Source organism: Arthrobacter sp. 01T425 (genome assembly GCF_056398725.1).
Genome location: NZ_JBFTPY010000016.1, coordinates 62,440 through 88,681 on the forward strand (window position 1 = coordinate 62,440; position 26,242 = coordinate 88,681).

The window sequence follows — 26,242 nt, forward strand, 5'->3', positions numbered from 1 at the left end:
ATTTTATTCGAATAGATGTGCAGGTTTGAGCATGGGGGAGGGGTCCGACAATCAAACGGTTTGCACCCAGTGGGGACAGCCTGAGCTGTGCGGAGGGCTCCACCTGCCCCCAATGGGCACAACCGGGAAGAGGGTCCTTGCTGCGAGCCGTGAGGAAAGCCTCCGCGCGAATCCAAGGACTCAAGCGCGGAGGCTCCCGGTTCTCCAAGCTGGGGGGACTGGAGAACCTCGGTAATTCTACTGGCCGGCGGCCTGCCGGGAAACGCTGCCTTTCGGGTCACCGCCGGGGAGGGCGGCCCCTGGTCCTTCCGGCCTGCCACCCGGGAACGGTGTCGTCCAGGAGCTTGGCCTTCGCAGGGTCGAGGTCGCCGCGGCGGTGTTTGTACCGCTGGGTGTGGATCCAGACGCCGAGGGTGTGTTCCCGCTCAGAATCGCAGCCCTTGTGGCGGGGCCAATCGTTGCCCTCGTGTCGGAAGTCCTCGAGCTGGGCCAGGCGGTGGTGCCAACGGGCCTCGTCCTCGGCTTCCCTGCGGTTCCCCAGCCACCCGGGCACCCGGGCCAGACCGTCACGGTAGGCCGGGACCAGGGTCCCTTGGGCCGCTTCGCGTCGGCGCCCGGACAGCCAGCGCGCCATCGACCTTTCGCCCCGTTGCCCGGAGCGGTCACGCGGGAGCCGGCCTTCGGCCTTGACCCAGGCGATGAGCTCGTCCATGCGGCCGAGATCCGTGGGGGAGGGGTGCGGAACGGGCGCGGAGCCGGCTGCGGACTGGTGTTCGGCCTCGAGGTGGGGGTCCTGGTGGCGCGCGATGACCAGGTGGTATCCGACCGTGGCGGGCTCGGCGCCGACGAGGGCAGCGATGCGTTGCCGGCTCAGCCCGAGCCGGTACATCAGCACCCATTCCGCGTCAGGAGCGCGCCGCAACCGCCTGTCCATGATGGACATCCTGCCACGACCCCTCCACAAGTCGGGCGGCCACCGCGGATTCCACAGACAGCGCTTTCGGGCGTCCGCTGGCGCGGCCGGCTGTGGGGTCCAGTGCCTCCGTCGCAGGGCTCCGGAGACCCTGGCCCGTATCCACGTCTTCGACGATGCTCCTATAGTCGTCAAATTGCTGTTGATCGTGCTTTTTAGTGGTTGGCTCGCTCAGCTGGTGCGGACGGTGGGAGGCAGGGGTTGGCTGCGTCGTAGGTGGGCGGCCGTTATTGCCAGCCAGGTCCAAGCGAGGACTACGGCTGCTGTGAAGCTAAGAACGATGACGGCTGACGTTGACCCGCTGGCAATGCCGACGAAGGCGGCGAGAAAGAGGATTCCGGTAGCAAGGGAGAATGCTCCGAGCCTCCGGTTTTCGGATGTGTAGAACCGGCGGGCCATAACGCAGCAGGCAGCGATGAAGGCGGCAAAGCCAATCCCTGCGGTAACGAAGTGAAGAAACCCGTGGAGGGACCCGGAGATAGGGGGTCCGGGAGGTGCGCCTTGAGGGAATCCGTTCATGGGATCGGCGGTGAAAATCCCCGCACCCACTAATCCGGCACCGTAGATTCCGACGAGAACCGGCCCCCAGGTGGCTCCTCGTCCGGGGTTGAGTGCGCGACGGAATCCGACGGCGGTCAGGAGGGTTAGGGCGCCGGTGAGGATCAGGTTTGTGGTTTGCATCCAGCCTAGGTCGCCGTTGGCTAGGACGCTGAGGTCGTTATGTGCCGCGTCGAAGCCCGGGCGAAGAAACGCCTGGGCATAGCTGACCAGAAGGTATAGGGGGCCGGCGGTGATGCCACAGGCCAGCAATACCCGCGTGGCAGAGGAGGCGGGCGGGCGTCGTTGGGATCCCTGATGTTCGGTCTGATAGCTGATTTTGGGCATGGTCTATTCCGGTCTGTGGGCGAAATGAATTTGGTGAGAGTGGTCAACGGGTCAGTTGGTGAAGAACCCGCGGAGTTCGGCTGCCATTGCTGCGTCTGAGACTTGGTGTGTTTGGCCCTCGAGGGTGCGGTGAAGGGCCTGGGGGATCGCGGCGGCTGTTGTTGCTTGAGCTGAGGTCATGACCGGGGCGGCTTTTCCACCGACCATGACAAGGGTCGGCACCGTGATTTTGGCGAACCGGCCGGTGGGTGCGGTGAAGTTGTTGGTAACGGCAATTTCATTGGGGAGGGTGTTGGCGGCGTCCTTTTGGCTCTTCCAGATCTTTGGCATGAGGCGCAGCATGAGGGGCACAAATGCAGGGACGCCGATCATCTTGACCAAGAAGTAGGAGACCATCGCGCCGCGCTTGTTTTGGGCGAGCAGTGAGTTCAGGTGCCCGGCGTGGTCGACGGGCGTTCCGTCGACGTTCCCGATTCCCGTGTAGGGGGCCTCGTAGGTGGCGAGCTTGCGCATCGGGATACCCGCCGCTGCTGCTTCGAGGGCGAGGGCCGCACCGGAGGAGATGCCATAGACGTAGGGGTCTCCGCCCGCATGGGTGATGACGGCGGCTAGGTCTTCGATTTCGCGTTCCACGGAGTAGGGCCGTGTATCACCGCTGTCGCCGCGGCCGCGACGGTCGTAGAAGTACACGGTGAAGGAGTCGGCCAGCGTGGTGGCCAGGGCCCGCGCCGGGCCGAAGGACCGGCCGCAGAAGGCGCCGTCAACCAGGACCAGGGAGGGGCCGGAGCCGATGTGTTCGACGGAGATGGGGGTTCCGTCCGCTGAGGTGATCTGGGTGACCTGGCTTTGGGCGGCGCTGGTTTTCATGCTGTGGGCCTTTCGAGGAGGGTGTCGAGTTTGGTGAAGGACAGTATCCATCCGGCGTGGGTCATGTCCCGGATCTCGTCGGTGAACGGGCCTTGATGGAGGGTCATGCGCGTCCGGTCGCCGTGATCGTGGAACTGAAGCCGCAGCACGACGTCGTCCACGGGCCCAGCCTCGGTCAGCGCTGTCAGTTGAATCTCGAGGGATTCCGGTGCCTGAAAGGCGGTGATGCGCCCCCGGATGGGGTGGCTGGCCCCGGTAGCGTTGTCGACCATGGTCAACTCCCACCGGCCCTGCTCCACGAGCTCCACGATGATGCTGTCCACGGGTACGTGAACTCCTTCAGGCCCGAACCATGAGGCGAGGAGTTGGGGTTCGGTCCAGAACCGCCAGACCGTGTCCCTGGGGGCGGCGAAAGAGCGGGAAATGAAAACATCGTGTTCTGTGACTTCCTGCTGGCGCCCCTCAGACATCTCGGCCCTTTCCCGTAGGTGGGGTGTCGCGCTGAAACGAGGCCAGCGCGCCGTCGAGTTTGTCGAAGGACTCACCCCAAAACTTCTTGTACCGCTCCATGTACTCGCTCGCTTCCTTAAGCCGGTCGGGCTCCAGATGACTGAACCGGGCAGTCGCTACCCGGTTCCGGGAGATCAGGCCAGCATTTTCCAATACCTTCAAATGCCTCGAAATCGCCGGTTGGCTGATCCTGAAAGGCGCCGCGAGGTCGGACACCTGCGCGTCACCGTCAGCGAGCCGCTGCAGAATAGCCCGCCGAGTCGGATCGGCCAACGCCGCGAACACTGCACTCAATTCATCAACCATCAAAACCATAACCTTGTCGTTATATAACCTTGTGGTTTTAGAGTAAGTCTGGTTTGAGTAAAGCGTCAAGCCTTGAGTCTCAGCTAACGGCGCCCGGTAACGCATTTGTCCTTGCTGCAGCTGTCGTCGGAGGTGTGCGGCGTGGCATTTCGGCCTGGTCGATGAGCCATTTCCGGTAGGCGCCGGCCAGGGCATCGTTGCGGATATGTCCGCGTTCCAGACGCGAAATGATGGAAACCCATTGACCAAGTTCGCCGGCGACGGTCGTTAAGGTCATGCCGAGGTCTGTCCGCCTGCGGCGGAGGTCGGAGTTGTCGGGTGCGGGCCGGGGATTGGTGATCTGACGGTAGATTTCCCTGGCTGCGTAGCGTTTGAGGCAGCGCATGATTTCGCGTTTGCTCTTTCCCTCTGACGTGCGTTTAGCCACGTACTCCTTGGTCCGTTGGCACGAGCCCATGCGCACCAGAACAACCTGGTGCAAGGCATTATTGGCGCTGCGGTCGCCGCCCCTGCTGAGCCGGTGGCGGGTTGTCTTGCCCGATGAGGCTGGCACCGGGGCGACGCCGACGAGCGAAGCGAACTGGGCCTCGTTCCCCAGACGGTCCGGATTGTCCCCGACGGTGATCAACAACTGGCTGGCCACTTCGGTTCCGACTCCTGGGAGATCACAAAGCATCGGAGCATAGCCGTCCAGGATTTCCTTGAGTGCAGCGTCAGCAGCCGCGATTTCCGTTCCCAGCGCTTGGCATCGGGCTGCCAACGCCTTGAGCGTCAGCAGAGTCACGTACTCGGGGTCAGCCATATGCCCGGAAGGTCTCGTGCGCTGCAGGGCAGGAATCAGCGCTGAGGTGGCCAGCGCCCGGTATTTCGCCCGGATCTTGTCCGGGGCTGAAACGAGGAGCGCCTTGATCTGGTTGATGGCCGCAGTGCGGGCCTTGATGGCTGATGCGCGCCCGGAACGTACGATCCGCAGGCATTCGACGGGGCCGTCTTTGGCCTTAGGGATCGCCTTGGTCCGCCCCTCGAGCACGGACTTGGCGGCCTGGTAGGCATCCAACGGGTCTGACTTCCCTTTGAGGCGACGGGCGGCCCGGTTCGGGCGGTTTACCTCCAGCACGGTGAGCCCTTCACCCCGAAGAGTTCGGGCGAGTTCGGCACCGTAGGAGCCTGTTCCTTCGACCCCGACGGCTACGACTGTGCCGTAGGAAGTGATGAAGTCGATGATTTTCCGGTATCCGGATCCCACGGCCAGGAATTCCCTGTCTGCAAGGGGTTTGCCGTGTTCGTTGATCACGGCTACGTGGTGTGTGTCGGCGTGGGTGTCGATACCCGCGATGACTTTTATTGGTTCGCTTGCCAAGATGGAAATTGCCCCTCAGTCGCGTCGAATGCTGATTGATCGGGCGCGGGCCAGGTGGGCAGACAAAACGGTAATGGGACTGGTCGTATCAGGCTCCTATGAGGTCATGTCCGCCTGGCCCGACACCCCTTTTAACGGACCTTGAGCCGGCGGACAGATCGTCGGGAAGACAGTGCCGCCTGGTACGTCAATTTTTGGCTGGGTCACGCCGGCTCAAGGACTGTTCCAGTATTACCGTTTTTTGGTTGCTGTCCTCCGGATTCTAGGCGTCCGCTCCACCCCGTCTAGCCCCTCCTTCGTCGGGGCCTGCGGTGCAGGAAATGTCCCTCCGGCGCTCCTGCGTCGCTGATTCCCTCCAGGAATTTCCTTCACCTTGCCCTGCGGGTAGACAGGGCTCCGTCGGCCGCCGAGCAAGCGAGCTTGCCAGCAACCAAAAAACAACGGGGGGAGAGGGGAAGCTGGCCGGTCACCTGAGCCGCCCCACCCACCGGAATCCTCTGCAAAAGGAGCAACACCATGAACACCACACCCACCCTCGAAATGCTCGACCCGGCCACCCTGACCGTGGACATCAACGTCCGCAAGGACGCCGCCCTGACCGCTGACTTCATCGCCAGCATCAAGGAACACGGCGTGATGGAACCCGTCATCGCCCACCGCAAGGACGACGGAGGCGTGCATGTCCTGATGGGACAGCGCCGCACCCGCGCCGCCGTCGAAGCCGGACGCACCAGCATCCCGGTCATGATCATCGGATCCCCCGAGGAAGCCGAACGCATCGTGACGCAGGTCGTGGAGAACATCCAGCGCGCCGAACTGACCGAAGCGGACGAAGCCGACGCCTACCACCAGCTGTCCCTGATCGGCGTTTCAGCCGCCGCGATCGCCAAGAAGACCGGGCGCACCAAGACCACCGTGGAAGGGGCACTGAAAGCCAAAGCCTCGAACGCCGGAGCCGCCGCCCTCGGCAAGGGATACACCATCGACGAAGCGCTCATCATGGCCGAATTTGAAGGGAACCAGGACGCGACCGAGGAACTCGAATCCGTGATCGCGGACGAACCCGATCAGCTCCTCCACGTCGCCCAGCTGCTGCGCGACCGCCGCGACCGCGCCGCCGCCCTCGCCGCACTCATCGCCGAGCTCGAGGCCGGCGGCAAGACCGTCGTCGAGGACGCCGGGCACTACGCCAACGAGGAGAACCTGTACGTCTCGGCCGCGAAGCGGGCCGACGGGGAACCGGCCACCGACGAGGACGCCAACGCCTACCTGATCAGCACCGACTACCGGGGCCAGCACAACGCCACGCCCGTCATCACCGGCTGGCAGGAACTGGGCTTCACCCCGAAGTACGAACGCTACGACGGCGGCACGCAGGCCCAGAAAGGCCCGATGACCGAGGAACAGAAAGCCGAACGGAAGTCCCTGATAGCGAACAACCGCGAGATGGAGAGCGCAACGACGGTCAGGCGTGAGTTCGTGAAGGCCCTGCTTTCCCGCAAGACCGCGCCGAAGGGCTGGCAGTACTTCACCGTCCACGCCATCACCCACGATCCGGAAACCGCCAGTGGCTACGACGGCAAGGTTGCCACCGACATGATCGGGGCCAAGACCGGGGAGGACACCGACCGGTGGGGCTGGAACCCGTTGCGGGACCACACCGCCAAAACCACCGCCCGGCCCGAGTTCTCCCTGATCGCCTTGATCTGCGCCGGGTACGAAAAGACCATCCAGAAAGACTCATGGCGGTCCGCCGAGAAGCGGCACTTCCACTACTTGAACCAGCTCACCACCTGGGGATACACGGCAAGCGCCGTGGAGCAGATCATCCTCGACAGGCACACCACCGACACCGAGTAACGGACAGTGAGCCGGGCGGCTGTACCCCAGAGGCAACCGCCCGGCCACTCACCCTGTAGGGGCCGGGAACCTTCCGGACGTCGGGCGGTCCGCCGCTCAGGGGCGAACCACAGCAGCCACTCACCAGCGACGGACCGCCGCACAACGCGACACATGCCCAGAAACCATTTACCCGCGTGGCCAGGAACAACGACGTTCCCCAGCCTCGTGGCAGCAACACCGACAATTCAGCTACGCTGAACCATAGATTTCCTTTGCAGAGGGAAAACCAGGAAGGGCCGACACCGTGTGGTGTCGGCCCTTCCTGCATACTGCAAACAGGCAATGTCTTCGGGTGGACAATGGCGGCGATCCGCAGCCAAAACCCGTAACGGTGGGGGAGTGGTTTAAATGGCAGACGTTTCACGCAAGCATCACACGGTGCCGCAGTTCTATTTGAAAGGCTTTGCCACAGGATCTCGCCAGATAGGCACTGTGCAGCTTCCGGGGACCAAGAGGTTTGTGCAATCCACTAGCAAGGCCTCAGCGCACACCGACTTCTATGCCGTTCCAGGGCACGAGGAAGGACCTGATGCTTTCGAGAAAGGCCTGTCGCGAATGGAAGGGGAGGCGGCACGCGTAATTCACAGGATTACCGAAGAGCACGTATGGCCGCTCTCACCAGAGGACAGGGAGTTGCTTGCAGCCTTTCTGACCGTACAGTTCCTGCGAGGCCCAGAACAGCGCCGGCACATGGAAGAGACGAGCGCTCTCGTTACCCGAATGGAAATTGGGTACGGGGGGAAAGCCAACGTGGCCGCATGGGTCAAGCGGAAACATGGGCTTTCAGTCTCAGAGGAGCAAGCGGCGCGAATCTGGGACGGGGCAACGCAACCTGGGGGACCTCCCATCCGCCTAGCGCCCATCGGTCACATCAATCAGATGCTGCAGCTGACACCCAAGCTTGTCCGCTACTTCCTGTTTCGCCCGTGGATGCTTTATCGATTCTCAGCTCGTTCGCTCCTGACGTGTGATACGCCCGTTAGCCTCATTTCCCACGTGAACAGGCAAATGGGTCATGCTGACGCAATGGAAGAAGGCGTTGGTCTCATGACCGCCTGGGGCATCACTTTCCCACTCACCCGCAAAATTGGTCTACTCCTAGGCAACCCTGAGGAGTTTTTTGGAAACGTGGATGCTGAAGAGGTCGCCACAGGTCGCTTTGATATGACCCAAGCTCCGTCTACTGCAGCGGCCAACCTGTTCAACGACGCCGCCATCGACAACGCCCGTCAATGGATCTTCCATCACCCCGACGATGCACACCTTGTTCCATATGATCTGCCCCACCCCAGGGACAAGGAGATCGAAGTAATGGGAGGGCCTGAAGAGTTCACCGGAGAGCCACTGTTTGTATCAGAGCAGCATGAGTAAAGAACTCGATCATAGTATGACGACGCTCGCCCCGCCATCCGTGCTCAGCCAAATCCTGGAAGGGCTGGCGAGTATGTTTGCCAACGAGCTTTGTCCTCACCGATCTGGCTGAGAATATGCCGCCAGGCCGTCTCCACTTCATCACTCTCTAAGAGTCGGCCCGGTTCACCCCACCCGATCCCTGTGCTCCATTTCCCTAGCTCCAGCGCAACGCAGTCCGAAGGAGCAAGCTTGAGGGTTTCTGGACGAGTCATAACCCAGGGCAGGGTTTCCGCAGACGTCAGTACCAGTTCCGCGCCCACATAGTCACTCAGCGATTCGACAACGCCCGGCAGCGTCTCGTGCTGCAACCTTGCGGGAATGTAGATGCTGCACTCGGTGCCATCTTCGTTCCATACGACGTGCCCGATCTTGGCAACGGTCTTACGCAACTTTCCCTGCTCCGCTACCCAACGGGCATGAAGCACAGTGAAGACCCGGCATGCACTAGAAAACGACTCATCCATGCATCCAACCTAGCCGGGCGACGGCTAGCCGACTTCCTAGCGCCCCTGGTAAATCCCGATTCCCACCCATTCCGAGGAATATCAGGCCCTCAATAGCGGCCTTATTAGCCGGTTTTTCCGGCTTGGGGGGTAATCCAAAGTTCCCGCATATAACGCCGTCGAGGCGTATAACGCAAAAACCGATAGATTGGAGGGGCTGTGGCCCCAAGTGAGACAGAACCCGAGAACGAACAGCTGGAGACGGGTGCAGCCGGGCTGCCGTTACTCCCCGTCGGCAGCCGCAAGTGGTGCCAGGTGGAGCTTTCCGAAGCGATCACGAAAGACCGTTTGACCCCTGCCGAACGCAGCTTGGTCCGTGAGTACTTCTGGACACTCGGCTTCAAGACCATCAAGAAGCAACTCCGCACGGGAGAGTTGGCCCAGGCGTCCGCCGCCATGGGCCGGCCCGTCGAATGGAAGTTCGACGACCAGAGGCTTCTACGTGAATCGGAAGAGTTGCGGGACGAGCTGGCCGCCGAAGTCCTGCTTAGAGCGGACGGGATCTTCTTCGAGAACGTGAAGAACTGGAACCCCGACAAAGGGGCTGCATTGCCCACCTACTTCATAGGTGCGTGCAAGCAAGCATTCAAGGGCGCCTACCTTGCATGGGCAAATGCCCGCGACCGCCGTTGGTTCACCGCCTACGAAACGGCCGCTGCTCCGTGGCTGGACCCTAATTACGCCCGGTCTTTCACGGATCAGGTCGAGATTTCCGAGACAGTCGCCCAGGTCTTTGCTCTGGCCCTGCCCAACCAAAAGCCTGTCCTCGGGCTCCTCTACCAGGGGTATTCGCAGGTGGACGCAGCCAGGGCACTGGGGCTGACGCCAAAGACGGTTGAGCGCCGAATGTATCAACTGCGAAAGAAGGTGCTGCTGGCTGTCGGTGCCGGCAAGATCACTCCCCCTGCGGGCTTTACTTCTGTGCCTTCCCCCGACCAATTCAGCGGGACGGTGATGGTGTGAGTATGAGTAAGCACCGCGACCCATCATGGCTAGGCGTAGTTGATCGTGCCTTGGACGACCAGCAGAGAACAGCAAGGCTCCAGGCACTAATCATCACCGTCGCCTGCTGCGTCTTATTGGTCGCTGCCCCTCTGGCCGCGGTCCTCGCCCTGGTAGGGGGACACACCTTGCTTTCAATGGGCCTCGGCTCGATTCCTCTGGTGGTGTGGGCTGGGAGAAAAGCGCGGAAGCTGTTTCGAAAGAGCCTCCCTAGCTAACCCGCCAGAGCTGTCCAGGCAGAGAGCCCTGGCGGGCAAGGACTGGGGCAGGCGAACGCGACCTGTGCACCGATCCGTGCCACCCGTAGCGCGTGCGGCGGCGCAGCCGGCCTATGCTGCACTCGTGGGCTAGGGCCTGGGCGTGTCCGCAGCCTTAACGGGCGGACTGGAGCAGAATTCGCAGCCTAGAGCAGGGTCACACGGCTCATTCTTTTCATGCCAAGCCTGCCGGCAAGCCGGCCAGTAGTGAGGCCCTTTCTACACTCAAAACGACGGCTTGTGCGCCACGAAGTGCCTGGAGCCATTTCGTGGCGAAAGCCATTGAAGCAGAGACAGCCCGCGGTGAAGCCGAACACAACGACGGTGCGATGTACCCGTCCTGGGGTGAGAATCTGCCCGGAGGCCGGCGGCTCAAGGACGGCTGAATGAACACGGCCAGCTCAGCCCTAACAATCGGTGTAGTACCCATGCCTGGCCGAGAGGTGTGTCCGCACTCGCTTAAAAGCCGTAGAGGTATCGGCGAGCATTGAAGGCGTCCCGGCCGCCCTCAAGCAGCTCCTCCACCATCATTCGTACTGGGGGATGGTCAATAGACCCCAATCCATCTGGCACGATGTTGCCTGCAACTCCCGCTGGACCGTCTTCTGCCGCCAGGGAAACGATCTGGTCGGCATCCCCGAGGACGGGAATATTTGCGTTGTGACTAGAGAAAATTGCTTGACGGCTGCCTTTAGTTTCACGCAACTTGGGCACAATGTCCTCGTAGATGAATCGGTTGTCGAGGTCGTCTTCAGGCTGGTCGATGATCAGCGGTCCGTCACCTCTGTGCATCAGCAGCAGGAGCAGAGCAGTCGCCTTTTGACCGGTCGAAAGATGGTCCAGGCTTCGCCAAGTCGGAGCTGTCTTCAGCCCGACATTGAGCTCCAAGTCTGTGCTTATGGGTAGGTCCACCTCTTCGATGAGCATCAAAGTATCCTCCGAAGCTCCAGCTAGGGTTGCTGCCTGTGCGGGAGAAATGGACGGATATTCCTTTTTGATGGCGTCTGCACCTTGTCTGACCAGTCCCGCAAAAGCTCGGGGGGAGAACAGGTCAGCGTCCGAAATAGCGGCACGTACGAGGTCTAAACGCCCACGTACTTCCTTCTCTAGAATTGCCACAAGGGGTGTCCTGTCCTCCCCGTCGAGCACGCTCGCTTGGACAGTCCCCTTCAGTCTTCGTCCGACCTTCTTCGCTTCCTGTTTGAGCTCGCGAAGCCTTTCCGCGCGGTGGTTCTCCGCGTCGACGAGCAGCCGCTCTCGATCGTTCAGCAGGACTACCAGAGCAGCATCTTCGTCATCTCGCTTCTTCTGCAGTGGTGTGAGCTCATTCAACTCTCGACGGAGCTTTAGGTACTCACTCCCATCGATGCCTCCTGGTTGGAGCTCGCGTAGCACCTTTGCGAGTTCCTCCCGTGTGGGGTTCGCCGCCGACTCCCATTCGGTCCTAACTTCCGCGATGGCCGCGTCGGCCTGCTCCTTTGCCGACTTGAGCACACCAAGGGCCGTCTCGACTGCCAGATTGTATTTAGTGATGGCAGTTTCTACGCGAGCAAGGAGGGGCTTATTGGGCAAATCAACTGTCGAATCATCGCTCAGAAAACCCGTTTCAATGGTTGAAAGAGCTTCTTGGGCAGTTGAATCGAGGAGTCCTGCGCTGCGTTCGAGCAGGGCTTCTTCCTGCTGTGTTTGTTCTTGAACCTTCAGTTTGTCCGCTACGCCGGCTTCGTCAAACCTGGCCAGTCTTTCTTTGATGATCGGCATCCGGGCAAGTTTTGTATCAAGGCCAGCTATGTCTTCTTGGACACGGACGATGTCCGCACGAGACCTCGATAGTTCCGGCAGGTTGTTGGAGGATGCAGGGCTGGGACCCGATGGGCCAGGGAGGTACTGAGCCAAGAGTTGCGTCAATTTCTGCGGGTCCCTCGCCAATTCGGCAAGCTCCCGCTGTCCGTAGACTTCTGTTCCACCGATCAAATCCTCCGGAGTGGAGCTCAGAAGCTTCCCGGTGCTGTCGCGAACGACTGGGGCGCTACCGACAATGCGTTCGATGGTATACGCGGATGGTGAGGGTTTCCGGACTTCGATCTGTGCGTGAATCTTCGTCCCGGGTCCAAGGACATTCTTAACCATCGCTGAATGTTCTTCCTTGGACAACTTTGCAAGCGGGGCAATATCCAACACATATCGAATGCTCTCGAGAACAGTGGACTTACCTGATCCTCGGCCCCCAATGAGTACATTGAGCGACTCATTGAATCGAATTTTCACACCGTCCAGGAACCCGCCCTGCCAAGACACGCCAACGATTCGAGCGTGTACGTTCGCTGACGGGTCCACACGAGATACGCGGGTTTCGGGTGTCCTGAAAGCCAGGTCGAGTCCCGTGATCGTCAGGCTGGAGAGCTTGATCCAGCTGGTGCTTCCTGATTTTTGAACATCCCCTGGTTTGCTGATGTCCGCCGCATTTAGGATGGCGACTGGGTTGTCACGCTTGTAGTCGGGCGTCTTGTTCGCCAGAATGCCAGCCTGTCCTTGGTTTGGTTGGACTCCTCCTAGCGCAACGGCGTGGAGCAAAGGGTCGGTCCATGCACGAATGGCTGATTGGCCGCTTAGTTTGTCGAACAGCCCTCCTCCTGTCGTCACATGCGGAGCGACAACGACTGCCTCCCACCTTTGAGCCGCAGATAAAAGTTCTATTGTGTCGAGGTTTCCGGGTCGTGACTCGCGGCAATCTTCGGGAATCCCGCACTCCCCGATGCGCCTATTGATGCTGGCGGCAGTTACGGATGGATCGAATAGAACTAGGAGATGCACTCCGTCTTTCGCGGTCGCTTCGAAGCCTGGGAAAACCGTGATGCCAGCCTCAATCGCGGCGGCGCGAAGCTCAGAACTGGAGTCCACACACCAGTGGTCTGTAATCGCTATGACGCTGACCGAAGCATCCTGAAGCGCGGCAATGATGGCCTTGTTGTAGGACTCTTCGTCCGGGTGCTCTAGCGATTCTTTGTTGTTGACCGCCAAATAGGAAAACGGGTTGACCTGCAACGCACATCGATGCCAAGTAGACCCTTCCAATAGCTCTCCGAACACCGAATCCATTGCTGACCCCCATTTTGTGTATTTGCCTAAGTAGACCCAGGTCAAGTTACCGCACGGGACTGACATTCCGTGGAACCACATTGGTAGCCCACGTCCCCTGTGCGCCCAGTGCTGCCTTTGAGGTCCAAAACGACCGTTAGAGCAAAGCCATAGGAGGAACAAGCCTCGTTCCCTCGAGATAAGAGTGAGGACCCCTTTCTGGTTCTGATGCCGGCTCGTGGTTGTGTCCATCAGAGTCTGGCCAATAGATGCCACCGGACTATGCGTAAAGTAGCCGCTCGAAATCGCTGGTCGCGCCCTTGATGCCGCATAGGGGTGTGGATACTCTGAGGAATGCTCGTTTATCGCGTAATTGCTTACGATCCCGCTGCCTTGCCTGGCCAACCCGGTCACCCTGAGTACATGCACCCGCAGAATGGCGCAGGACGCTTGGATAACCCGGATCTCTATGACGTCTGGTACGTAGCACTACAGCCCGAAGCGGCCGTAGGTGAAACCTTCTACAGTGTTTCCACGTGGTCTAGTTCCATGTTCGAGGTGCCATTTTTGTCGAATGGACGAAGGGTCCTCGGTGTCTATCGCATTAGTGACAGCCTGCCCTTCTTGGATCTGGATGATGCCCGAAACCTTTTGGACAACGGCCTGCGGCCTAGTCAGGTGGTTGGGCGCCAACGATCGGTCAGCCAAGAATGGGCGCGCCGGATCTTCGGGGAACGGAGTCACACAGGTAGGAGAAAGTATGCGGGGGTGCGCTGGTGGTCATTGCAACGTCCGCATTGGACGATTTTTGGTCTCTGGGTGGGCCACCGTGAATCCGTGCCCCTCGAATTCGTTCGCTACGACTCTCTAACCATGGATCACCCCGCAGTCCTCGACGCCCTGGACACTCTTGGCAAGGTCGCTGACTATGAGGCAGCGCCGTAACGAGCCTTGGCATACCTTCATGGTCGCGACGGTTCTTTTTACAAAGCATTCCAAGCACAGACACGTCCAAAACGAAGGTGCGCGCCGTGGGGCTGACCGTGGACTATCCCGTAATCGCCTGAACCAAGTCATTGACGGGCCTCGAGCTGTCGAGGCGAAGTATTGGACAGGAAAGCATTGCCAGCCATTGTTCATGGCGGTTGCGATTCCGGCCAGCGAAGTCGGGGTTGTCATATCCCTGCGCCCAGGACATGAACTCCTGATGGACCGCTTCGTCGAAGCCGCCGGTCTTGGCTAGCTCCAGCACCCTGGTCCTCTCCCTTGCCCGCAGCCTAGTCATCCTCGTTTCAGGATCGAGGGTCAAGAACACGACTGCGTCGAACTTCGCCAGAAGGTCCTCGCCCCAGCCCATGATGGAACCAGAAAGCACCCACGTGCTCCGGGGAACGAAGACTTCCCTCATCAACGAGAGGCGCTCGACTGGTGTCCGCTGCTCTCTGTACGGTGGCGATGTCGGCCGCCAAAAGTAATCGTCGGCGTCTGCGTGGGGTATTGCCCATTTGTCGGCGATTGCCCGACCGAGCGTCGTCGTTCCGGATCCACTGGCGCCCATGACGAACAAACGGCAAGGATCGAGAGTCTTCAGCACGATCGCAGACTATCGCCTTCACCGGGCAAGCTGAGTGCTTTGCAAGGCCCTGCCGTTTGAAAGAGGTCTAGGTATCCGCAACGAAACGGCACCGAGCCCACTCAAAAACGACCGTTTCTGACCTGCCCATGGCAGGCCTCCGAAAATGTGGACTTCGGAGCTTTTTGGCGGTGTTTTGTCGGCGCTCTTTGTCGTTAGTTGCCGATGACGAGGGTGCTGGCGGCTGCCTCGATGACGTCGTCGGTGATGGTTTCGAGTTGGTTGATCTTCAGTACTCGGGTGATCTGGGGGAAGAGCCGTTCGAGGATCCGGAAGTTTCCGCGGGTGATTCGTTCGATCGCGGCGATTGCCTGGGCGTCGGTGAAGTCGTCCCGGTCGAGTGATCGACCGAGTCGTTTCCAGTGCCGATCGAGGACGAACAAGAGCTCGTCACGACCGAGCGCCCTGTAGCGGTGGGAAAAGCCGAGACGGCTGTATAGCTGAGGGTAGTGGCGGAATCGTTGGTCGATGCCGGGCATGCCGATGAGGATGATCCCGAGATGGGTTCGGTCGTGGTTGTCGCGGAGGAGTTCCAGCGCGGTTGGGGTGAGGCGTTCGGCTTCGTCGATGATGAGCAGCTCGACCAGCTTGGTGATGCCGTTCATGATGCGAGGGGTTGTTGGATCGTTTCGGTGGAGGTGGCCATCGATGCAGGAGGCGATCCGGACCTGTGAGCGGTGGATTTCTGCCATGAGTTCTCTGGGGCGGCAGAGTACCTCGGGGGTATAGAAGACCGCGCGGGATCTGCTGGCCAGTGAGAAGTGCTTGGCATCTTCCTCCGCGTCGCGGGACCGCCACTCTGTTATATAGGGCTCCAGAGCATCCCAGTTTGCGTAGCGGCGGGCGGAGTAGGTTTTGCCGACGCCGGCGTCGCCATGGCAGATGCCGATGGTGCGCTCTTTTCGCACGGCGTTGGCGAACTCGGTGAAACGCCGGTGCTCTTTGGTCACGATGAATGGCTGGTCCATCATTCGTCCTCTTCGTAGGTGCGAAGCCGCGGCCGGCGGCGCGGTGGTTCAGCAGCTCGGGGTTGTTCGCGGGCAGCGACGACCGGGATGCGGTCGTTGATGGTGCGGCGCAGTTCGCGCCGGCGTGCGCGGCGTGCGGCTTCGACGTCCCGCAGACTCAGCCGGAGATTCGGGTGGTCCTCGTCGATGGCGGTGCAGATGAAGGTGTCATGGTCGTAGACGCGGATCTCCGAGATGTCGCGGGGGTCGTATCGGATGGTGATTGTGCGCCCGACGAATGGTGCCAGGGTGGGCGAGAGGTAGCGCTGGCCTTGGAAGTGGATGCCGTCGCGTTGCACGACGCGGTTCTTCGGGACGGTAAGGAGGAGCCCGTCGAGTTCTTCGAGGGTGTCGGGCATGCGTGGAAGCCAGCCGTCAGCGACCCACGCGTCCCGGGGTGATGCGCCGAGTTCGCTGTGTGTCCGGTCGTTGTACGTGGTGATGAATGCCCCGATCTCGCGGTCGAGTGCGGGCAGGTCGAGCACGGGCTGGGGTGTGCGGGTTCCGGGTCCCAGGCGTCCCGGCAGCGCCGCGAGGACTTCGGTGTTGATCGTTCCGAAGAAACGCTCGATCTTCCCGCGGCCTTGAGGCCGCCCGACGGTGGAGTGGATGGTTCGTATGTGCAGCGCGACGGCCGTGCGTTCAAGGTGGTGGCTGGTGAAATCAGAGCCGTGGTCGACGTGCAGGATGTCAGGCAGTCCGCACATCGCCCAGGACGGATTCTGTTTGCGCCAGATCGCCTGCCGCAGTGCGAGTGCTGTATTCAGGGCTGAAGGTGCACCGGTAAAGACGGTATATCCGCAGATTGCCCGGGAGTAGTCGTCCATCACGGCGGTCAGCCAGGGCCGGTCCGGCTTGCCGTTGGCGCCGAAGATGAGGATGTCGAGCTCGGTGTGGTCGGCCTGCCATATCCGGTTCGGCCTTTCGGCGCGGCGGCGGTACACGAGTTCGTGCCGATCACGGTATGAGGCCGGCCCCTCCAGTGCGAGGGTGACGAGCCCGGGGTCCAGGGCCGTAACGATGTCCCTGACGGTTGAATAGCCTGGCGCCGGGGCGTTCCTTTGCCGGGCGTCGGCGACGGCGAGCCGGTGAAGGGTCGCAAGGCTCGGGCGCGGCTTTGTCAGAGCGAGCCGTTCGATGAACACCACGGTCGCCGCTTCCGTTCGGCGGCTGCCGGCATCGACGCGGGGACGTGGGTCCAGCGCTGCGATGCCACCTTCCTGGAACAACCGGTGCCAGCGCTCCAGCGTGCGCAGGCTGACCTTCGTTTCCCGGGCCAGCTCCGCGAGTGGGATCTCATCTTCGACGTGCAGTCGAAGGATCCGCCACCGCTCCGCGCCATCCATGCCGCAGTTACATCTTGGTGCTCTCGCGGGTGGCGAGGGCCTGTTGGTGACGGTAAAGCGTTGCCCTGCTCCACCCGACAAGACGGGCGGCCTCCTCGGCGGTGCGGCCCTTGGCCCGGGCATCGGTCACGATCCGAAGCTTGTCAGCGATCACGACCGGATCGGAGATTGGCCGACCGAAACGGGTTCCACCCTGCCGCGCCGCGGCAATGCCCGCATTCACGCGTTCGACGATCAGCTCCCGCTCGTACTCGGCCAAAGTCGCAAGCATGTTCAGCATCAGCCGGCCCGACGTTGTTGTGGGGTCAATCCCGTCCGAAATGGATCTCAGGTACACGCCTCGTTCCCGCAGCAGGTTCACCGTGTTCAAGACATCGATCAAGGACCGACCGAGCCGGTCCACCCGCCACACGACGACCGTGTCACCCGGCTGCACATACGCGAGGAGTTTCTTCATCCCCGGACGCTCAATGGCTGCCTTGCTTCCGGACGTGACGTCAGCGAAAACATCACGCTTCTGCACCCCGGCATCGACAAGCGCGTCGAGCTGCAGCTTCGCGTCCTGGCCCGACGTACTCACACGCGTATACCCAAGTTGTCTCACCCGGTCATTGTGCCTCAGAAACCCCCGGCAAGCATCCACCTGAGACGATCCACGGTGAGACATCTTTCCAAGACACGCTGCGGCCCGGCAGGACGCCGGTTCCTTCGATCCTCGTCGACACGACGACCGTGTCTCGAAAAACTGATGTTTTTCAAGGCACTTACGTCCGCTTCCGAGCGATGCGCCGGCGTCCGTTTGTCGCACCCTCACCGGCTATCTTCTCGGGCATGGCTCCACGACACCCTGCGATCCGGGATGACCTTGCTCGGACAAGTGCCAAGCGCATATACAGAGCGTCATTTGCAGTGCAATGCTGAAGCCGAGGACGGCGAAGGGTACTTTGAATGGCGGCAATTATGGCTCGGGTGTGGCAGAAAGCATCAAGGAGCCTGACATTCTTGCTCGGCTTGGCAGCTGTACTCTCCACGGCCACCGCCCTAGCAGGATGTAACTCCTCCTCCACAGGCGAGCCGCCATGCTTTCCCCCTAAGTTCTCAGCCAATCCATCCAGTGCTAGGACCGGTGACCAAGTAACAGTGTCTGCCTCCGACGCGCAGTGCAATCCACGTTACGGGCAGAACGCACGCGTCAAGATCACCTTCACGGACTCCCGCGGTGGCAAAGTCATCGATACGACAGCCCCGATGAATGATGCCGGCGGATTCACCTACACCTTCAGCGTGCCAACCGAAACGGCCGCAGGAGAAGGCTCTATCTCCGCTTACCCGTATGAGATCGACTGGTGCGACGACACCGGTCGGAACAACCGAGCAGACGCAAAAGCCCCTGCCTTCACGCTCGCATCGTGCGCAATGCCTCAGGAGTCCATCACGATAATTCCCTAGGGCGCCAACGCAAAGAGGCCTCCAACGACATCAAGATAAACGAAGTGCCCGGTAAAGGATCCTCCGCCGGGCACTGATGCCCCAGGCCAATTAGGCTGCCTTTCCTTCTGGTCTTCCTCCAGGATGGGACCATGGATCTTGTCGACTACATCGTGGACGCAGTGAACCGCTACAGGGCGGAGGACGTGCGAGTCCTTGGCATCTGGGAGGACGGGCCGGCTGCGGCCTACGTTGTATACCGCCGGACTATAGATCCCTCCGTCGTCCTAGGCTGCAGGCTCGAATTCAATGCGGATGCAGCAGACGGCACCATCGAGGGTTTCGCTCTCGACGTAGCCATCAACCTCGCCGAGCCGATCGGGACCGCCAAAAGCCGTAAAGATCAGCACGGCATCGTTTGGGTGGCTGTCCCCGACGACCGCCGCACACCTCAGCCGCCCTCCGAGGTACTCCGAGTTCTCAGCGAGGGATGATTCGCTAGCACCGTTGACCTGGATCGCGCCGGGGGCGTCCGGTGAAGGGGTCCTCTTGGAATCCATGGGCGCGCGACAAATAGCGTCGCCAAAACGCCGCAATTTACCGCTGAAAGTCACAGCCATAAGCGTGCAGATTTCAAGCAAAACAGGTCAAAACTCATCAACGTCAGGTTTTTGACCATGTGATATTCGATAAGGGTCGTTTTTGACGTCGGCAGCGTTCGCGCTTGAAGAAACGTGCTTCCGAGATAGGGGCGTACCGCGCTGTCCCCGGCGGCAGTTGCTGTTAGCGCCTCCTCATCGTTCATTTCTCCGTGCGGGTCATACGCACATCGCCCAGAGCCGCCCTCACCCGGATCTAGTCAGCGACTTTCAGCGGCACGCTGATCGACCGGCTTACGGGCGCCGGCGGGGGGACCTCAACCCTCGCTGCGCCGTCACGGCCCGCCTTATCAAAAGACCATCCTGGTGATTAGACTCCCGACATCACAGGAAGCAGGTTTCCCATGCGCGAACCGGACTTGGAACCATCACCGAGGAGCCGGCTGGAACGGGCATATGATGCCTTCGGCGCGTTGCCGCTCTACTTGTTAGCCGGCATCCTCTTTGTCCCATTGCAGGCCGTCTTGGGGTGGTGGCCGACCTTGGTCATCGTGATCACGGCTGGCATTGTCCTCATAACTGCCATCCAGCTCATGGTCATTGCTCCGCTTCGAAAGAAGCGGGCGGCCCAGGACGCGGAACGAGGCCTTTTCGAATGTGCCCATCGTGAGCCTGGATCGGGACTTCGGAGTAGGTGGGCCCGGGGTTACGCGAAAGCGGAGCCAAACCGCCTGATCTTCCAGCTGGGTGCAAGCGAGAGCGGCCCTCTTGCCGGGCCAATGGAAGTTTACTCAGCGCCCAGGGCGATTGGAGAACCTACAAAAGCCCCTTGGACAGTCTTCCCCGGAGGCCAAGTGATGACAATCAAGTCAGACAACACCACACTCCAGCTGGCCGCCAGCCGTGCAAGCCTAGAGCTCCTCAAGGCGCGGTGTCTTACGAGTACAGCACCGGATGCCTAAGCAGCTGGCTGCCAAACCATAAAAGTGCCCGGTGGTCGATCCTTCAGCGGAACTCAGCTGGGAAGGATTTATCCGGGTTCGCGAAAGCTAGGCTGGCTCTCATGATGACGATTGTTTCCGCTCCCGCTGATCTCGTTGTTGCCGAAAGCGACGGCATCGCCGTGCGTCTTGCAGGCGTCGAACTCACCAGAGAGAGGCCGAGCCATGCCGCAGACGCGCAAGGTGAACCGGGCATAATGGTCAGTCTTGAGGGAGTCCGGAGCCAGGAAACCGTCAGAAGGGACCAGAGATATATCGAAGCCCTCTCCCGGTGGATTGAGCGGAGGAGGGACCATGGCGCTGAGAGTGCTGGGGATGGGCCGATTATGCCCGGCGTGACGGCCTTGGAATCGATCAAGGTGGTTGTTTCAGACGACGCTGGAACCGAATATCATTTGGCGTCCGGGCAAGTTGCCGGGGACGGGACTGAATGGGCGGCATCCTGGACCTTCCTACCGAAGCCGCCAAAAAATGCTCGTACTCTCAGCCTCGATTTCACGCTCCACGGGGAGTCGACCGGCAGAAGGTGCCAGGTCGAGCTCGCTTAGGCGTCGAGCGCCCGTTGGAGGAGCCCGTTTTGGCGACCTGGCTACCGGACGAGGTCGGCGCGCCGGGACCGGGCACTGGAGGGCCGCTACTTGCCGAACTTCTTCAATGCCATGTCTAGGTCACCGAGAGCCTTAGATGCCTTTCGGGCGCCGCCGCCTTCGTCCTGCAACTTCACCAGGTGCCCGCGCGAGCATCGCACCGTGCGCTGCTTAGCGATGTCATCGAGCGTGAAGCGGACCCTACTCCCGCAGTCCGGGCACTCGGTCTCCATCTTGTCGGTCATTGCCTGCTCACCCTTCGTTAGGAAGTACTAGCGACCATGATGCTCCCGACCCCCGACAGTTTGGATCTGACACGGCCAGTAGCCCACCCATGGGCGCTTGGACAGGCTCGCTAGCCGATCCTCTACCGGACGGGTTGGAAGGGCCAGTCCTCTGGATAACTATGCGGAACTGCAACTACCTGCACTGCGTCCTCGTAGACAAGGCGGCCGGGATTGCGGGTGCGAAGTGCCATCCAAGGAACGCCGTACCTGTCGAGGAGGTTCAAGTATTCGGTCGTCATTTGGAGAAGTTGCGAGGACCCGGCTTTGAACCACGAGCGGGCGCCGGGGTTCAGCTCGGAGTTGTAGCAATCCGCCGCCACAGTTGTGGGATCCGTATAGGTCGCGTTGGCGCTGGCGTTGGCCACCACGAGCCATCGCTTATCTGCTTCACTGAGGAGCCCTTCGTTTCGGAGGCCGTTGGCCATCGCGAATACGCCTGGAAATCGGCCCCGCCCGTTTGGGACTGCACTCTGATAGCGAACGAACTCATCCATGCATCGAGGGTACGCAGTTTCAGGTTCCTTGATTCGCATACCTGTCCCAATCGAGGATCCCTCACCGGGCACCCACCGTCTATTTAGCCGTTTTCCTGGGGTGGATGCTGCCTCGCCCGTGTTACAACCTTGGTGGGAACTGTCCCGGAAGGGATCTACTTAGCGGTCGCGTGGAGAGCTAGTCCGATGTGAAAATGATGGATTCCGTGGTCACTTCTTCGCCTGCCGGCTTTCCATAGAGCAAGGTGTATCGATGGCGAGGGATGGTCTCGCTGTTCCTGTCGGTGTGGTGGTCGTCCCACCGGTGGAAAACCTCGAACGGGTTGCCGACAGCAGTCGCGGTGGCCCATTCAATGACCTCCGCGACGTCCTTGGCCTTCGTGACATCGTATTCATCGACCATCCACGCCGAGCGAGGGCGCGGAGCCGGAGTCCAGAACCGCACGCGATAGGTTGGCGCCGAATCACCGTCGCCGACTGGGTCGTCCGCACTAGCCTGAACACTCTGCATGAGGACAGCGTACGTGCCTGCTTTCGCATCCGGTCGTCCTTCAGGATGGGACTATGAATCTTGTTCGCTCCATCGTTGACTCGGTCAACCGTTACTGGGCGGAGGACGTGCAAATCCTCGGCATCTGGCAAGACGGGCCGGCTGAAGCGTGCGTTGTGTACCGCCGGACTATAGATCCCATGGCGGTCCTAGGCTGCAGGCTGGAGTTCCATGGGAACGCAGCAGACGACACTATTGAGGGCTTCGCTCGCGACGTGGCGGTCAACCTCGCCGAGCCGATCGGGACTGCCAAAAGTCGTCAAGACCAGCACGGCATCGTATGGGTGGCGATCCCCGATGATCGCCCCACGCCCGAGCCGCCCGCCGAGGTAGTCCGAGTGCTCAGCGACAAATGAATGTCAGGGCTGAGACCACCGCCCGAGCGATGATCGCGTGCAGTTCTGTTTCCTTGGTTTCCGGAGGCGCGCTAAGCGTCCGCAGGTGTTCGGCCGCCCGTGTCTTGAGCTGCTGCGGTCCTCCGCGTCCACTTAGCACCGCCCCTACGCAGGTGGATCATCGGACGCTTCGGCGTCCGTTCAGGGATCCTCTACCGAACACCTCAGCGGATGGCGAGAATTGCGGGGGCGTCCGGTGAAGGGGTCCTCTTGGAATCCATGGGCGCGCGACAAATAGCGTCGCCAAAACGCCGCAATTTACCGCTGAAAGTCACACGAAAACGACCCGAATGCCCCAACAGCAGTGGTCAGAACTCGTTTCCGGAAAGAAAGCCAGTCAAAACGTGAGCTGCAGGGTTTTTGACGGGTGGGCAATGTGTGTCGGCCACAGTTAGCCGCAGGTGCCTCCCGCGCCTAGCACGACAGCCGTGTGCCGCCGGGGTCATTTACGCCGGGTATGGTGCGTTTGCCGAAGGTGCCGGCGATGGAGAGTTTGCTTGAGTATTGGATGGATCCGTAGCGGAAGAGGTGGACGGCGAGGCGGAGGATGAGGAATCCGATGATGAAGAGTTCGGCGATGACGATGGTTGCTTCGACGGGGGAGAGGGTTCCGAAGCCGTTGCGGAGCAGGGCGGTCACGGGGGCGGAGAGCGGGAAGTAGGTGAAGATCTGCACGATGGGCGCGTTAGGGTCGGAGATGATGAGGGTCATGGCGTAGAAGGGGACGAAGATCAGCGCCATCAGGGGCCCGAAGATCGTGCCGGCGTCTTTGGCGGTGGGCATGACCGCGCCGATCGCGACCAGGACACCGGTGAAGACGGTGAAGCCGCCCAGCAGCAGCAGCGCCCCGATGATCATCGTGCCGGGGTCGAAGCTCAGGGTCGACAGGTCGAGGTCGGGCATGGCGAGTTTGTCGCGGAAGAAGGCGTAGCCGACGGCGATGGGGGTGAGGAAGACCAGGATCTGGACCAGGCCGACCATGAACAGGGCGATGATTTTGCCGATGATCAGGGTGGTCGGGTTCAGGGTGGTGAGGATCATTTCGGTGACCCGGTTTTCTTTCTCTTCCAGGGTGCTGTTGAGCATCTGGTTGGAGAGCAGAATGATCGAGACGTAGAAGATCAGCAGGAACATCAGCGGCGGGACGGCGGAGCCGAGCCCGCCGGCGGGCTGACCTTCTTTGAAGGTCTGGGATTCGGTTTTGACGTCGCCGCTGGCCGCGGCCATCAGTTGGGGGGAGCCGATCGTGGCCTGGGCTGAGGCGGTGAGGAGCTGTTTGGCGACGGCGTCGTATTTGCCGTTGTCGAAGATCCCCTGGTCCTGCCCGTAGACCTTGACCGGCTGGGTGGCCAGATCGGCGGGGTAGGCGAAGTAGGCGTCGGTTGCGCCGTCTTTGACGTCCTGCAGCGCTTTGTCCGGATCGCTGGCTTCCCGGCCGCCCATGGCTGTGGCGATCGCCGGGGTGATGAGTCCGGAGGCGTCGGTGTAGGTGAAGGACACGGCCGCGGTCTTCTGGGCGTCGGCGCTGGCGGCCGTGGAGGAGTTGCTGAGGTAGATGAGCGCGAACACGATCGCCATCACCACCGGGATGGCCAGGGTCGCGATCCAGAAACGGCGTTTTTTCACGGTGCGGGTGAATTCGAACCCGACGACAGTGCCGAGGTTATGACCGGCGAAGGCGCGCTTCGGCGTCGGCGGCGGGGTGGCCGGTGCCGGGGCGGGGGAGGGAAGCTGCGTGGAGGTTTTCTGTGTCATGGGGTTTTTATGCCTCCGCCATGTCGTGGGTTTCGCCGTAGACCTTGATGAAGACCTCGTCCAGGGACGTCCTCGCGGTCGTGAACGCCCTGACCGCGACGCCATGGCCGATGAGCTCGCGCAGGACGGCGGCTTCGTCCGCGCCCGGGCGGGGGGAGAGCTCGGCATGCCCGCTGCCGGCACTGACGATGTCATACAGTGCCGAGGAGGGCAGGGTCCCGGTGTAGGTGAGCCGGTAGACGGTCCCGCCGAATTGTTCCTGGACCTCGGAGACGGTGCCGTAGGCGCGGGAGGTGCCGTCCTTGAGCAGGATCACCCGGTCACAGAGCCGTTCGACTTCTTCCATCTGGTGGGTGACCATGATGACGGTCGCGCCGGCGAGTTTCTGGTCCTCGATGATGTCCATGAGCAGGCGCCGGTTGACCGGGTCGAAGCCCTTGGTCGGTTCGTCCAGGATCAGCAGTTCGGGGTCGTTCATGATGGTCACGCCGAGCTGGATTTTCTGCTGCTGCCCGCCGGAGAGCTTATCCAGCCGGGTGCTGGCCTTGTCGGCCAGGTCCACCCGCTCCAGGTAGTCCCGGGACCAGGCTTTGGCGTGGATTTTGTCCAGGCCTTTGAGGCGGCCGAAGTAGACCATGACGTCCAGGACGGACTCCTTCTTGTACAGGCCGCGTTCCTCGGGCAAATAGCCGAGGCGGGCCCCGTCCTGCGGGGCGAAGGGTTTGCCTCCGATATGCAGGGTCCCCGCGGTCGGCTGGTAGATCCCCAGCAGCGCCCGGAGGGTCGTGGTCTTCCCGGACCCGTTGCTGCCGAGGAACCCGAACGTTTCCCCGGCCCGGACATCGAAGGACAGGTCTTTGATGACCGTCGTGTCCCCGAAGTCCATCCGGAAGTCTTTGATGTGTACCAGCGGCTCGGTGGCCGCGTCCCCCAGCGTCATGGCAACACTCTAACCGGCGTGCCGTCGCCAGTGAGGAATCGGCCCGGAGGCGGAAGCTGGCGGGGGCAGCTGCCTCCCGGCTGCGTCTGGAAGCCGGTGGTCCACCGCAGCTCTCCGCTGACTGGGAACTGGCCGGCTAACGACTGGAGATGACAGCCCCACCACAGTATGGCTGTTAAAATTGCAAGCAAAAGTGCCTAGAATTCAACGAATTAGGGCTACTCATTCAGTTGAATGATTGCTAGAATGGACATAGCAGGTCAGCCAGACGAACGAAACTTATCGAGATACGAAACCAGGTGCTGAAATGACCCTCACCATCTACACCAAGCCCGCCGGGTGCTTCGGCTGCACCAAGACCAAGCAGAAGTTCACCGACGCCGGCATCGCCTTCACCGAGGTCGACGCGACCACCAACCAGGCCGCCTTCGAGTACATCACCGAAGAGCTCGGCTACTCCCAGGTCCCGGTCGTGGTCTACGACAAGGAAAGCAGCGAAGACCACTGGTCCGGGCTGAACCCGGTCAAGATCGCCCGGGTCATCGAGATCGAAGCCGCCGTGCGTCAAGGTGCCCTCACATGAGCGTCGGAACCGGCGGGACCGTCATCGGCAACCTCACCGCCGACCCTGAGCTGCGGTCCACGGGATCCGGGACGGCCTTCGCGAACTTCACCATCGCCTCCACGCCCAGGACCTTCGACGCCGGCACCGGCCGGTGGGTCGACGGGGACACCCTCTTCCTGGCCGCCACGGCATGGCGGGGTACCGCCGAGCACGCCGTCGCGTCCCTGACTAAGGGCATGCGAGTGATCGCCACCGGTGCCCTGAAGCACCGGTCCTACACGACGAAGACGGGGGAGTGGCGCACCGTCGTCGAGCTCGAAGTCGAGGACATCGGCCCGTCCCTGCGCCACACCACCGCGGAGGTGACGCGTACCGGTCCCGGCCCGGAGCAGGACGAGGAGCACCCGCCGGACAGGTTCAGCCTGTCTCCCCGGGACTACGGGGACGACGATGCGTGGTTCGGTCTCGCAGCCAACCCCACCGGCAACATCGAAGTCCCGGCTCCCGAGAACGAGCCGGCCCTCTAGATGGCGTGCATCCCGGCTTTCGGAGAAGGGGTTCAGCCGGCCCGAGGTCGTGCTGGCGTTGTCTGCTGTGTT

At 61.4% G+C, this 26,242-nt stretch carries 27 protein-coding genes and 1 pseudogene; 10 read left to right on the forward strand and 18 right to left on the reverse strand.

Features of this window, described 5'->3' with window-relative positions; genetic code table 11:
• Positions 1-277 precede the first annotated feature (277 nt).
• The 6 genes from AC1DNG_RS16775 to AC1DNG_RS16800 form a co-directional block, all read right to left on the reverse strand.
• Complete coding sequence (locus AC1DNG_RS16775; protein WP_476851042.1) at positions 278-934, reverse strand: helicase associated domain-containing protein; 657 nt, start codon at positions 932-934, stop codon at positions 278-280.
• A gap of 210 nt (positions 935-1,144) precedes the next feature.
• Positions 1,145-1,858, reverse strand: a complete 714-nt coding sequence (locus AC1DNG_RS16780) for a DUF998 domain-containing protein (protein WP_285242556.1) — start codon at positions 1,856-1,858, stop codon at positions 1,145-1,147.
• 51 nt (positions 1,859-1,909) lie between these two features.
• On the reverse strand, positions 1,910-2,725 hold the full coding sequence (locus AC1DNG_RS16785; RefSeq protein ID WP_285242557.1) for an alpha/beta fold hydrolase: 816 nt from the start codon (positions 2,723-2,725) through the stop codon (positions 1,910-1,912).
• Entirely contained in the window at positions 2,722-3,195 is a 474-nt protein-coding gene (locus AC1DNG_RS16790; protein ID WP_441410705.1) for an SRPBCC family protein, read from the reverse strand. Before AC1DNG_RS16790 ends, AC1DNG_RS16785 begins: the two co-directional genes overlap by 4 nt.
• On the reverse strand, positions 3,188-3,541 hold the full coding sequence (locus AC1DNG_RS16795; protein ID WP_476874431.1) for an ArsR/SmtB family transcription factor: 354 nt from the start codon (positions 3,539-3,541) through the stop codon (positions 3,188-3,190). The genes AC1DNG_RS16790 and AC1DNG_RS16795 overlap by 8 nt, the downstream gene beginning before the upstream one ends.
• Before the next feature lie 79 nt (positions 3,542-3,620).
• Entirely contained in the window at positions 3,621-4,901 is a 1,281-nt protein-coding gene (locus AC1DNG_RS16800) for an IS110 family RNA-guided transposase (protein ID WP_441410707.1), read from the reverse strand.
• Between the two features lie 516 nt (positions 4,902-5,417).
• Here AC1DNG_RS16800 and AC1DNG_RS16805 point away from each other — a divergent pair.
• Both AC1DNG_RS16805 and AC1DNG_RS16810 read left to right on the forward strand, forming a co-directional pair.
• Positions 5,418-6,761, forward strand: coding sequence for a ParB/RepB/Spo0J family partition protein (locus AC1DNG_RS16805; protein WP_476851037.1), 1,344 nt, complete (start codon positions 5,418-5,420; stop codon positions 6,759-6,761).
• A gap of 390 nt (positions 6,762-7,151) precedes the next feature.
• Positions 7,152-8,174, forward strand: a complete 1,023-nt coding sequence (locus tag AC1DNG_RS16810) for a DUF4238 domain-containing protein (protein WP_476887805.1) — start codon at positions 7,152-7,154, stop codon at positions 8,172-8,174.
• A 44-nt stretch (positions 8,175-8,218) separates the two neighbouring features.
• Here the strand turns inward: AC1DNG_RS16810 and AC1DNG_RS16815 are convergent, their stop codons facing one another.
• Positions 8,219-8,680: a hypothetical protein gene (locus AC1DNG_RS16815; protein ID WP_476851035.1), complete on the reverse strand. Its 462-nt coding sequence runs from the start codon at positions 8,678-8,680 to the stop codon at positions 8,219-8,221.
• A gap of 198 nt (positions 8,681-8,878) precedes the next feature.
• On the opposite strand from AC1DNG_RS16815, the gene AC1DNG_RS16820 reads away from it, so the two are divergent.
• Complete coding sequence (locus tag AC1DNG_RS16820; protein ID WP_476851034.1) at positions 8,879-9,682, forward strand: sigma-70 RNA polymerase sigma factor region 4 domain-containing protein; 804 nt, start codon at positions 8,879-8,881, stop codon at positions 9,680-9,682.
• 755 nt (positions 9,683-10,437) lie between these two features.
• On the opposite strand, the gene AC1DNG_RS16825 is transcribed toward AC1DNG_RS16820, so the two are convergent.
• Positions 10,438-13,077 carry a TrlF family AAA-like ATPase gene (locus tag AC1DNG_RS16825; RefSeq protein ID WP_476851033.1) on the reverse strand — a complete coding sequence of 880 codons (2,640 nt, stop codon included), beginning with the start codon at positions 13,075-13,077 and terminating at the stop codon, positions 10,438-10,440.
• Between the two features lie 402 nt (positions 13,078-13,479).
• Here AC1DNG_RS16825 and AC1DNG_RS16830 point away from each other — a divergent pair.
• A pseudogene (locus tag AC1DNG_RS16830) lies at positions 13,480-13,851 on the forward strand (RES family NAD+ phosphorylase); the annotation flags it as partial.
• A gap of 253 nt (positions 13,852-14,104) precedes the next feature.
• On the opposite strand, the gene AC1DNG_RS16835 reads toward AC1DNG_RS16830, so the two are convergent.
• The 4 genes from AC1DNG_RS16835 to AC1DNG_RS16850 form a co-directional block, all read right to left on the reverse strand.
• Positions 14,105-14,650 (reverse strand): P-loop NTPase family protein, encoded by a 546-nt coding sequence (locus AC1DNG_RS16835; RefSeq protein WP_476851032.1) that lies wholly within the window; start codon positions 14,648-14,650, stop codon positions 14,105-14,107.
• A gap of 194 nt (positions 14,651-14,844) precedes the next feature.
• Positions 14,845-15,657, reverse strand: coding sequence for an AAA family ATPase (locus AC1DNG_RS16840; RefSeq protein WP_476887837.1), 813 nt, complete (start codon positions 15,655-15,657; stop codon positions 14,845-14,847).
• On the reverse strand, positions 15,657-17,042 hold the full coding sequence (locus AC1DNG_RS16845; RefSeq protein ID WP_476887806.1) for a transposase: 1,386 nt from the start codon (positions 17,040-17,042) through the stop codon (positions 15,657-15,659). The genes AC1DNG_RS16840 and AC1DNG_RS16845 overlap by 1 nt, the downstream gene beginning before the upstream one ends.
• Before the next feature lie 7 nt (positions 17,043-17,049).
• On the reverse strand, positions 17,050-17,646 hold the full coding sequence (locus tag AC1DNG_RS16850; RefSeq protein ID WP_476887807.1) for a recombinase family protein: 597 nt from the start codon (positions 17,644-17,646) through the stop codon (positions 17,050-17,052).
• Positions 17,647-18,182: 536 nt separating this feature from the next.
• Between AC1DNG_RS16850 and AC1DNG_RS16855 the strand changes: the two genes are divergently transcribed.
• Together AC1DNG_RS16855 and AC1DNG_RS16860 are read left to right on the forward strand one after the other, a co-directional pair.
• On the forward strand, positions 18,183-18,491 hold the full coding sequence (locus tag AC1DNG_RS16855) for a hypothetical protein (RefSeq protein ID WP_476887808.1): 309 nt from the start codon (positions 18,183-18,185) through the stop codon (positions 18,489-18,491).
• Between the two features lie 131 nt (positions 18,492-18,622).
• Positions 18,623-18,964: a hypothetical protein gene (locus AC1DNG_RS16860; RefSeq protein WP_476887809.1), complete on the forward strand. Its 342-nt coding sequence runs from the start codon at positions 18,623-18,625 to the stop codon at positions 18,962-18,964.
• 116 nt (positions 18,965-19,080) lie between these two features.
• Here AC1DNG_RS16860 and AC1DNG_RS16865 read toward each other — a convergent pair whose 3' ends face one another.
• Positions 19,081-19,275, reverse strand: a complete 195-nt coding sequence (locus AC1DNG_RS16865) for a hypothetical protein (RefSeq protein ID WP_476887810.1) — start codon at positions 19,273-19,275, stop codon at positions 19,081-19,083.
• A gap of 857 nt (positions 19,276-20,132) precedes the next feature.
• On the opposite strand from AC1DNG_RS16865, the gene AC1DNG_RS16870 reads away from it, so the two are divergent.
• Complete coding sequence (locus AC1DNG_RS16870; RefSeq protein WP_476887811.1) at positions 20,133-20,618, forward strand: hypothetical protein; 486 nt, start codon at positions 20,133-20,135, stop codon at positions 20,616-20,618.
• Between the two features lie 86 nt (positions 20,619-20,704).
• Here AC1DNG_RS16870 and AC1DNG_RS16875 read toward each other — a convergent pair whose 3' ends face one another.
• From AC1DNG_RS16875 to AC1DNG_RS16885, 3 genes are all read right to left on the reverse strand, one after another.
• Complete coding sequence (locus tag AC1DNG_RS16875; protein ID WP_476887812.1) at positions 20,705-20,902, reverse strand: MJ0042-type zinc finger domain-containing protein; 198 nt, start codon at positions 20,900-20,902, stop codon at positions 20,705-20,707.
• 122 nt (positions 20,903-21,024) lie between these two features.
• Positions 21,025-21,369, reverse strand: coding sequence for a hypothetical protein (locus tag AC1DNG_RS16880; RefSeq protein WP_476887813.1), 345 nt, complete (start codon positions 21,367-21,369; stop codon positions 21,025-21,027).
• 247 nt (positions 21,370-21,616) lie between these two features.
• Positions 21,617-21,841, reverse strand: coding sequence for a hypothetical protein (locus tag AC1DNG_RS16885; RefSeq protein ID WP_476887814.1), 225 nt, complete (start codon positions 21,839-21,841; stop codon positions 21,617-21,619).
• 161 nt (positions 21,842-22,002) lie between these two features.
• On the opposite strand from AC1DNG_RS16885, the gene AC1DNG_RS16890 reads away from it, so the two are divergent.
• Positions 22,003-22,344, forward strand: coding sequence for a hypothetical protein (locus AC1DNG_RS16890; protein WP_476887815.1), 342 nt, complete (start codon positions 22,003-22,005; stop codon positions 22,342-22,344).
• A 453-nt stretch (positions 22,345-22,797) separates the two neighbouring features.
• Here the strand turns inward: AC1DNG_RS16890 and AC1DNG_RS16895 are convergent, their stop codons facing one another.
• Both AC1DNG_RS16895 and AC1DNG_RS16900 read right to left on the reverse strand, forming a co-directional pair.
• The gene (locus AC1DNG_RS16895) at positions 22,798-24,138 is read right to left on the reverse strand and encodes an ABC transporter permease (RefSeq protein ID WP_476851031.1); all 1,341 of its coding nucleotides are present in this window, start codon (positions 24,136-24,138) and stop codon (positions 22,798-22,800) included.
• 7 nt (positions 24,139-24,145) lie between these two features.
• Entirely contained in the window at positions 24,146-25,078 is a 933-nt protein-coding gene (locus AC1DNG_RS16900) for an ABC transporter ATP-binding protein (protein WP_476887816.1), read from the reverse strand.
• 307 nt (positions 25,079-25,385) lie between these two features.
• Here AC1DNG_RS16900 and AC1DNG_RS16905 point away from each other — a divergent pair, with 307 nt between their 5' ends.
• Both AC1DNG_RS16905 and ssb read left to right on the forward strand, forming a co-directional pair.
• Positions 25,386-25,661 carry a glutaredoxin family protein gene (locus tag AC1DNG_RS16905; RefSeq protein ID WP_476887817.1) on the forward strand — a complete coding sequence of 92 codons (276 nt, stop codon included), beginning with the start codon at positions 25,386-25,388 and terminating at the stop codon, positions 25,659-25,661.
• Positions 25,658-26,170, forward strand: coding sequence for a single-stranded DNA-binding protein (gene ssb / locus AC1DNG_RS16910; protein ID WP_476887818.1), 513 nt, complete (start codon positions 25,658-25,660; stop codon positions 26,168-26,170). Before AC1DNG_RS16905 ends, ssb begins: the two co-directional genes overlap by 4 nt.
• The last annotated feature ends 72 nt before the right edge of the window (positions 26,171-26,242 follow it).

Excerpts from the sequence above, each read along its gene's own strand:
- AC1DNG_RS16780 (WP_285242556.1), bottom strand. The coding sequence starts at position 1,858 with ATGCCCAAAATCAGCTATCAGACCGAACATCAGGGATCCCAACGACGC.
- AC1DNG_RS16875 (WP_476887812.1), bottom strand. The coding sequence starts at position 20,902 with ATGACCGACAAGATGGAGACCGAGTGCCCGGACTGCGGGAGTAGGGTC.
- AC1DNG_RS16805 (WP_476851037.1), top strand. The coding sequence starts at position 5,418 with ATGAACACCACACCCACCCTCGAAATGCTCGACCCGGCCACCCTGACC.
- AC1DNG_RS16895 (WP_476851031.1), bottom strand. The coding sequence starts at position 24,138 with ATGACACAGAAAACCTCCACGCAGCTTCCCTCCCCCGCCCCGGCACCG.
- AC1DNG_RS16795 (WP_476874431.1), bottom strand. The coding sequence starts at position 3,541 with ATGGTTGATGAATTGAGTGCAGTGTTCGCGGCGTTGGCCGATCCGACT.
- AC1DNG_RS16825 (WP_476851033.1), bottom strand. The coding sequence starts at position 13,077 with ATGGATTCGGTGTTCGGAGAGCTATTGGAAGGGTCTACTTGGCATCGA.
- AC1DNG_RS16790 (WP_441410705.1), bottom strand. The coding sequence starts at position 3,195 with ATGTCTGAGGGGCGCCAGCAGGAAGTCACAGAACACGATGTTTTCATT.
- AC1DNG_RS16845 (WP_476887806.1), bottom strand. The coding sequence starts at position 17,042 with ATGGATGGCGCGGAGCGGTGGCGGATCCTTCGACTGCACGTCGAAGAT.
- ssb (WP_476887818.1), top strand. The coding sequence starts at position 25,658 with ATGAGCGTCGGAACCGGCGGGACCGTCATCGGCAACCTCACCGCCGAC.
- AC1DNG_RS16890 (WP_476887815.1), top strand. The coding sequence starts at position 22,003 with ATGAATCTTGTTCGCTCCATCGTTGACTCGGTCAACCGTTACTGGGCG.
- AC1DNG_RS16900 (WP_476887816.1), bottom strand. The coding sequence starts at position 25,078 with ATGACGCTGGGGGACGCGGCCACCGAGCCGCTGGTACACATCAAAGAC.
- AC1DNG_RS16880 (WP_476887813.1), bottom strand. The coding sequence starts at position 21,369 with ATGGCCAACGGCCTCCGAAACGAAGGGCTCCTCAGTGAAGCAGATAAG.
- AC1DNG_RS16840 (WP_476887837.1), bottom strand. The coding sequence starts at position 15,657 with ATGGACCAGCCATTCATCGTGACCAAAGAGCACCGGCGTTTCACCGAG.
- AC1DNG_RS16785 (WP_285242557.1), bottom strand. The coding sequence starts at position 2,725 with ATGAAAACCAGCGCCGCCCAAAGCCAGGTCACCCAGATCACCTCAGCG.
- AC1DNG_RS16860 (WP_476887809.1), top strand. The coding sequence starts at position 18,623 with ATGGATCTTGTCGACTACATCGTGGACGCAGTGAACCGCTACAGGGCG.
- AC1DNG_RS16810 (WP_476887805.1), top strand. The coding sequence starts at position 7,152 with ATGGCAGACGTTTCACGCAAGCATCACACGGTGCCGCAGTTCTATTTG.
- AC1DNG_RS16775 (WP_476851042.1), bottom strand. The coding sequence starts at position 934 with ATGGACAGGCGGTTGCGGCGCGCTCCTGACGCGGAATGGGTGCTGATG.
- AC1DNG_RS16905 (WP_476887817.1), top strand. The coding sequence starts at position 25,386 with ATGACCCTCACCATCTACACCAAGCCCGCCGGGTGCTTCGGCTGCACC.
- AC1DNG_RS16885 (WP_476887814.1), bottom strand. The coding sequence starts at position 21,841 with ATGGTCGATGAATACGATGTCACGAAGGCCAAGGACGTCGCGGAGGTC.
- AC1DNG_RS16815 (WP_476851035.1), bottom strand. The coding sequence starts at position 8,680 with ATGGATGAGTCGTTTTCTAGTGCATGCCGGGTCTTCACTGTGCTTCAT.
- AC1DNG_RS16870 (WP_476887811.1), top strand. The coding sequence starts at position 20,133 with ATGATGACGATTGTTTCCGCTCCCGCTGATCTCGTTGTTGCCGAAAGC.
- AC1DNG_RS16865 (WP_476887810.1), bottom strand. The coding sequence starts at position 19,275 with ATGAACGATGAGGAGGCGCTAACAGCAACTGCCGCCGGGGACAGCGCG.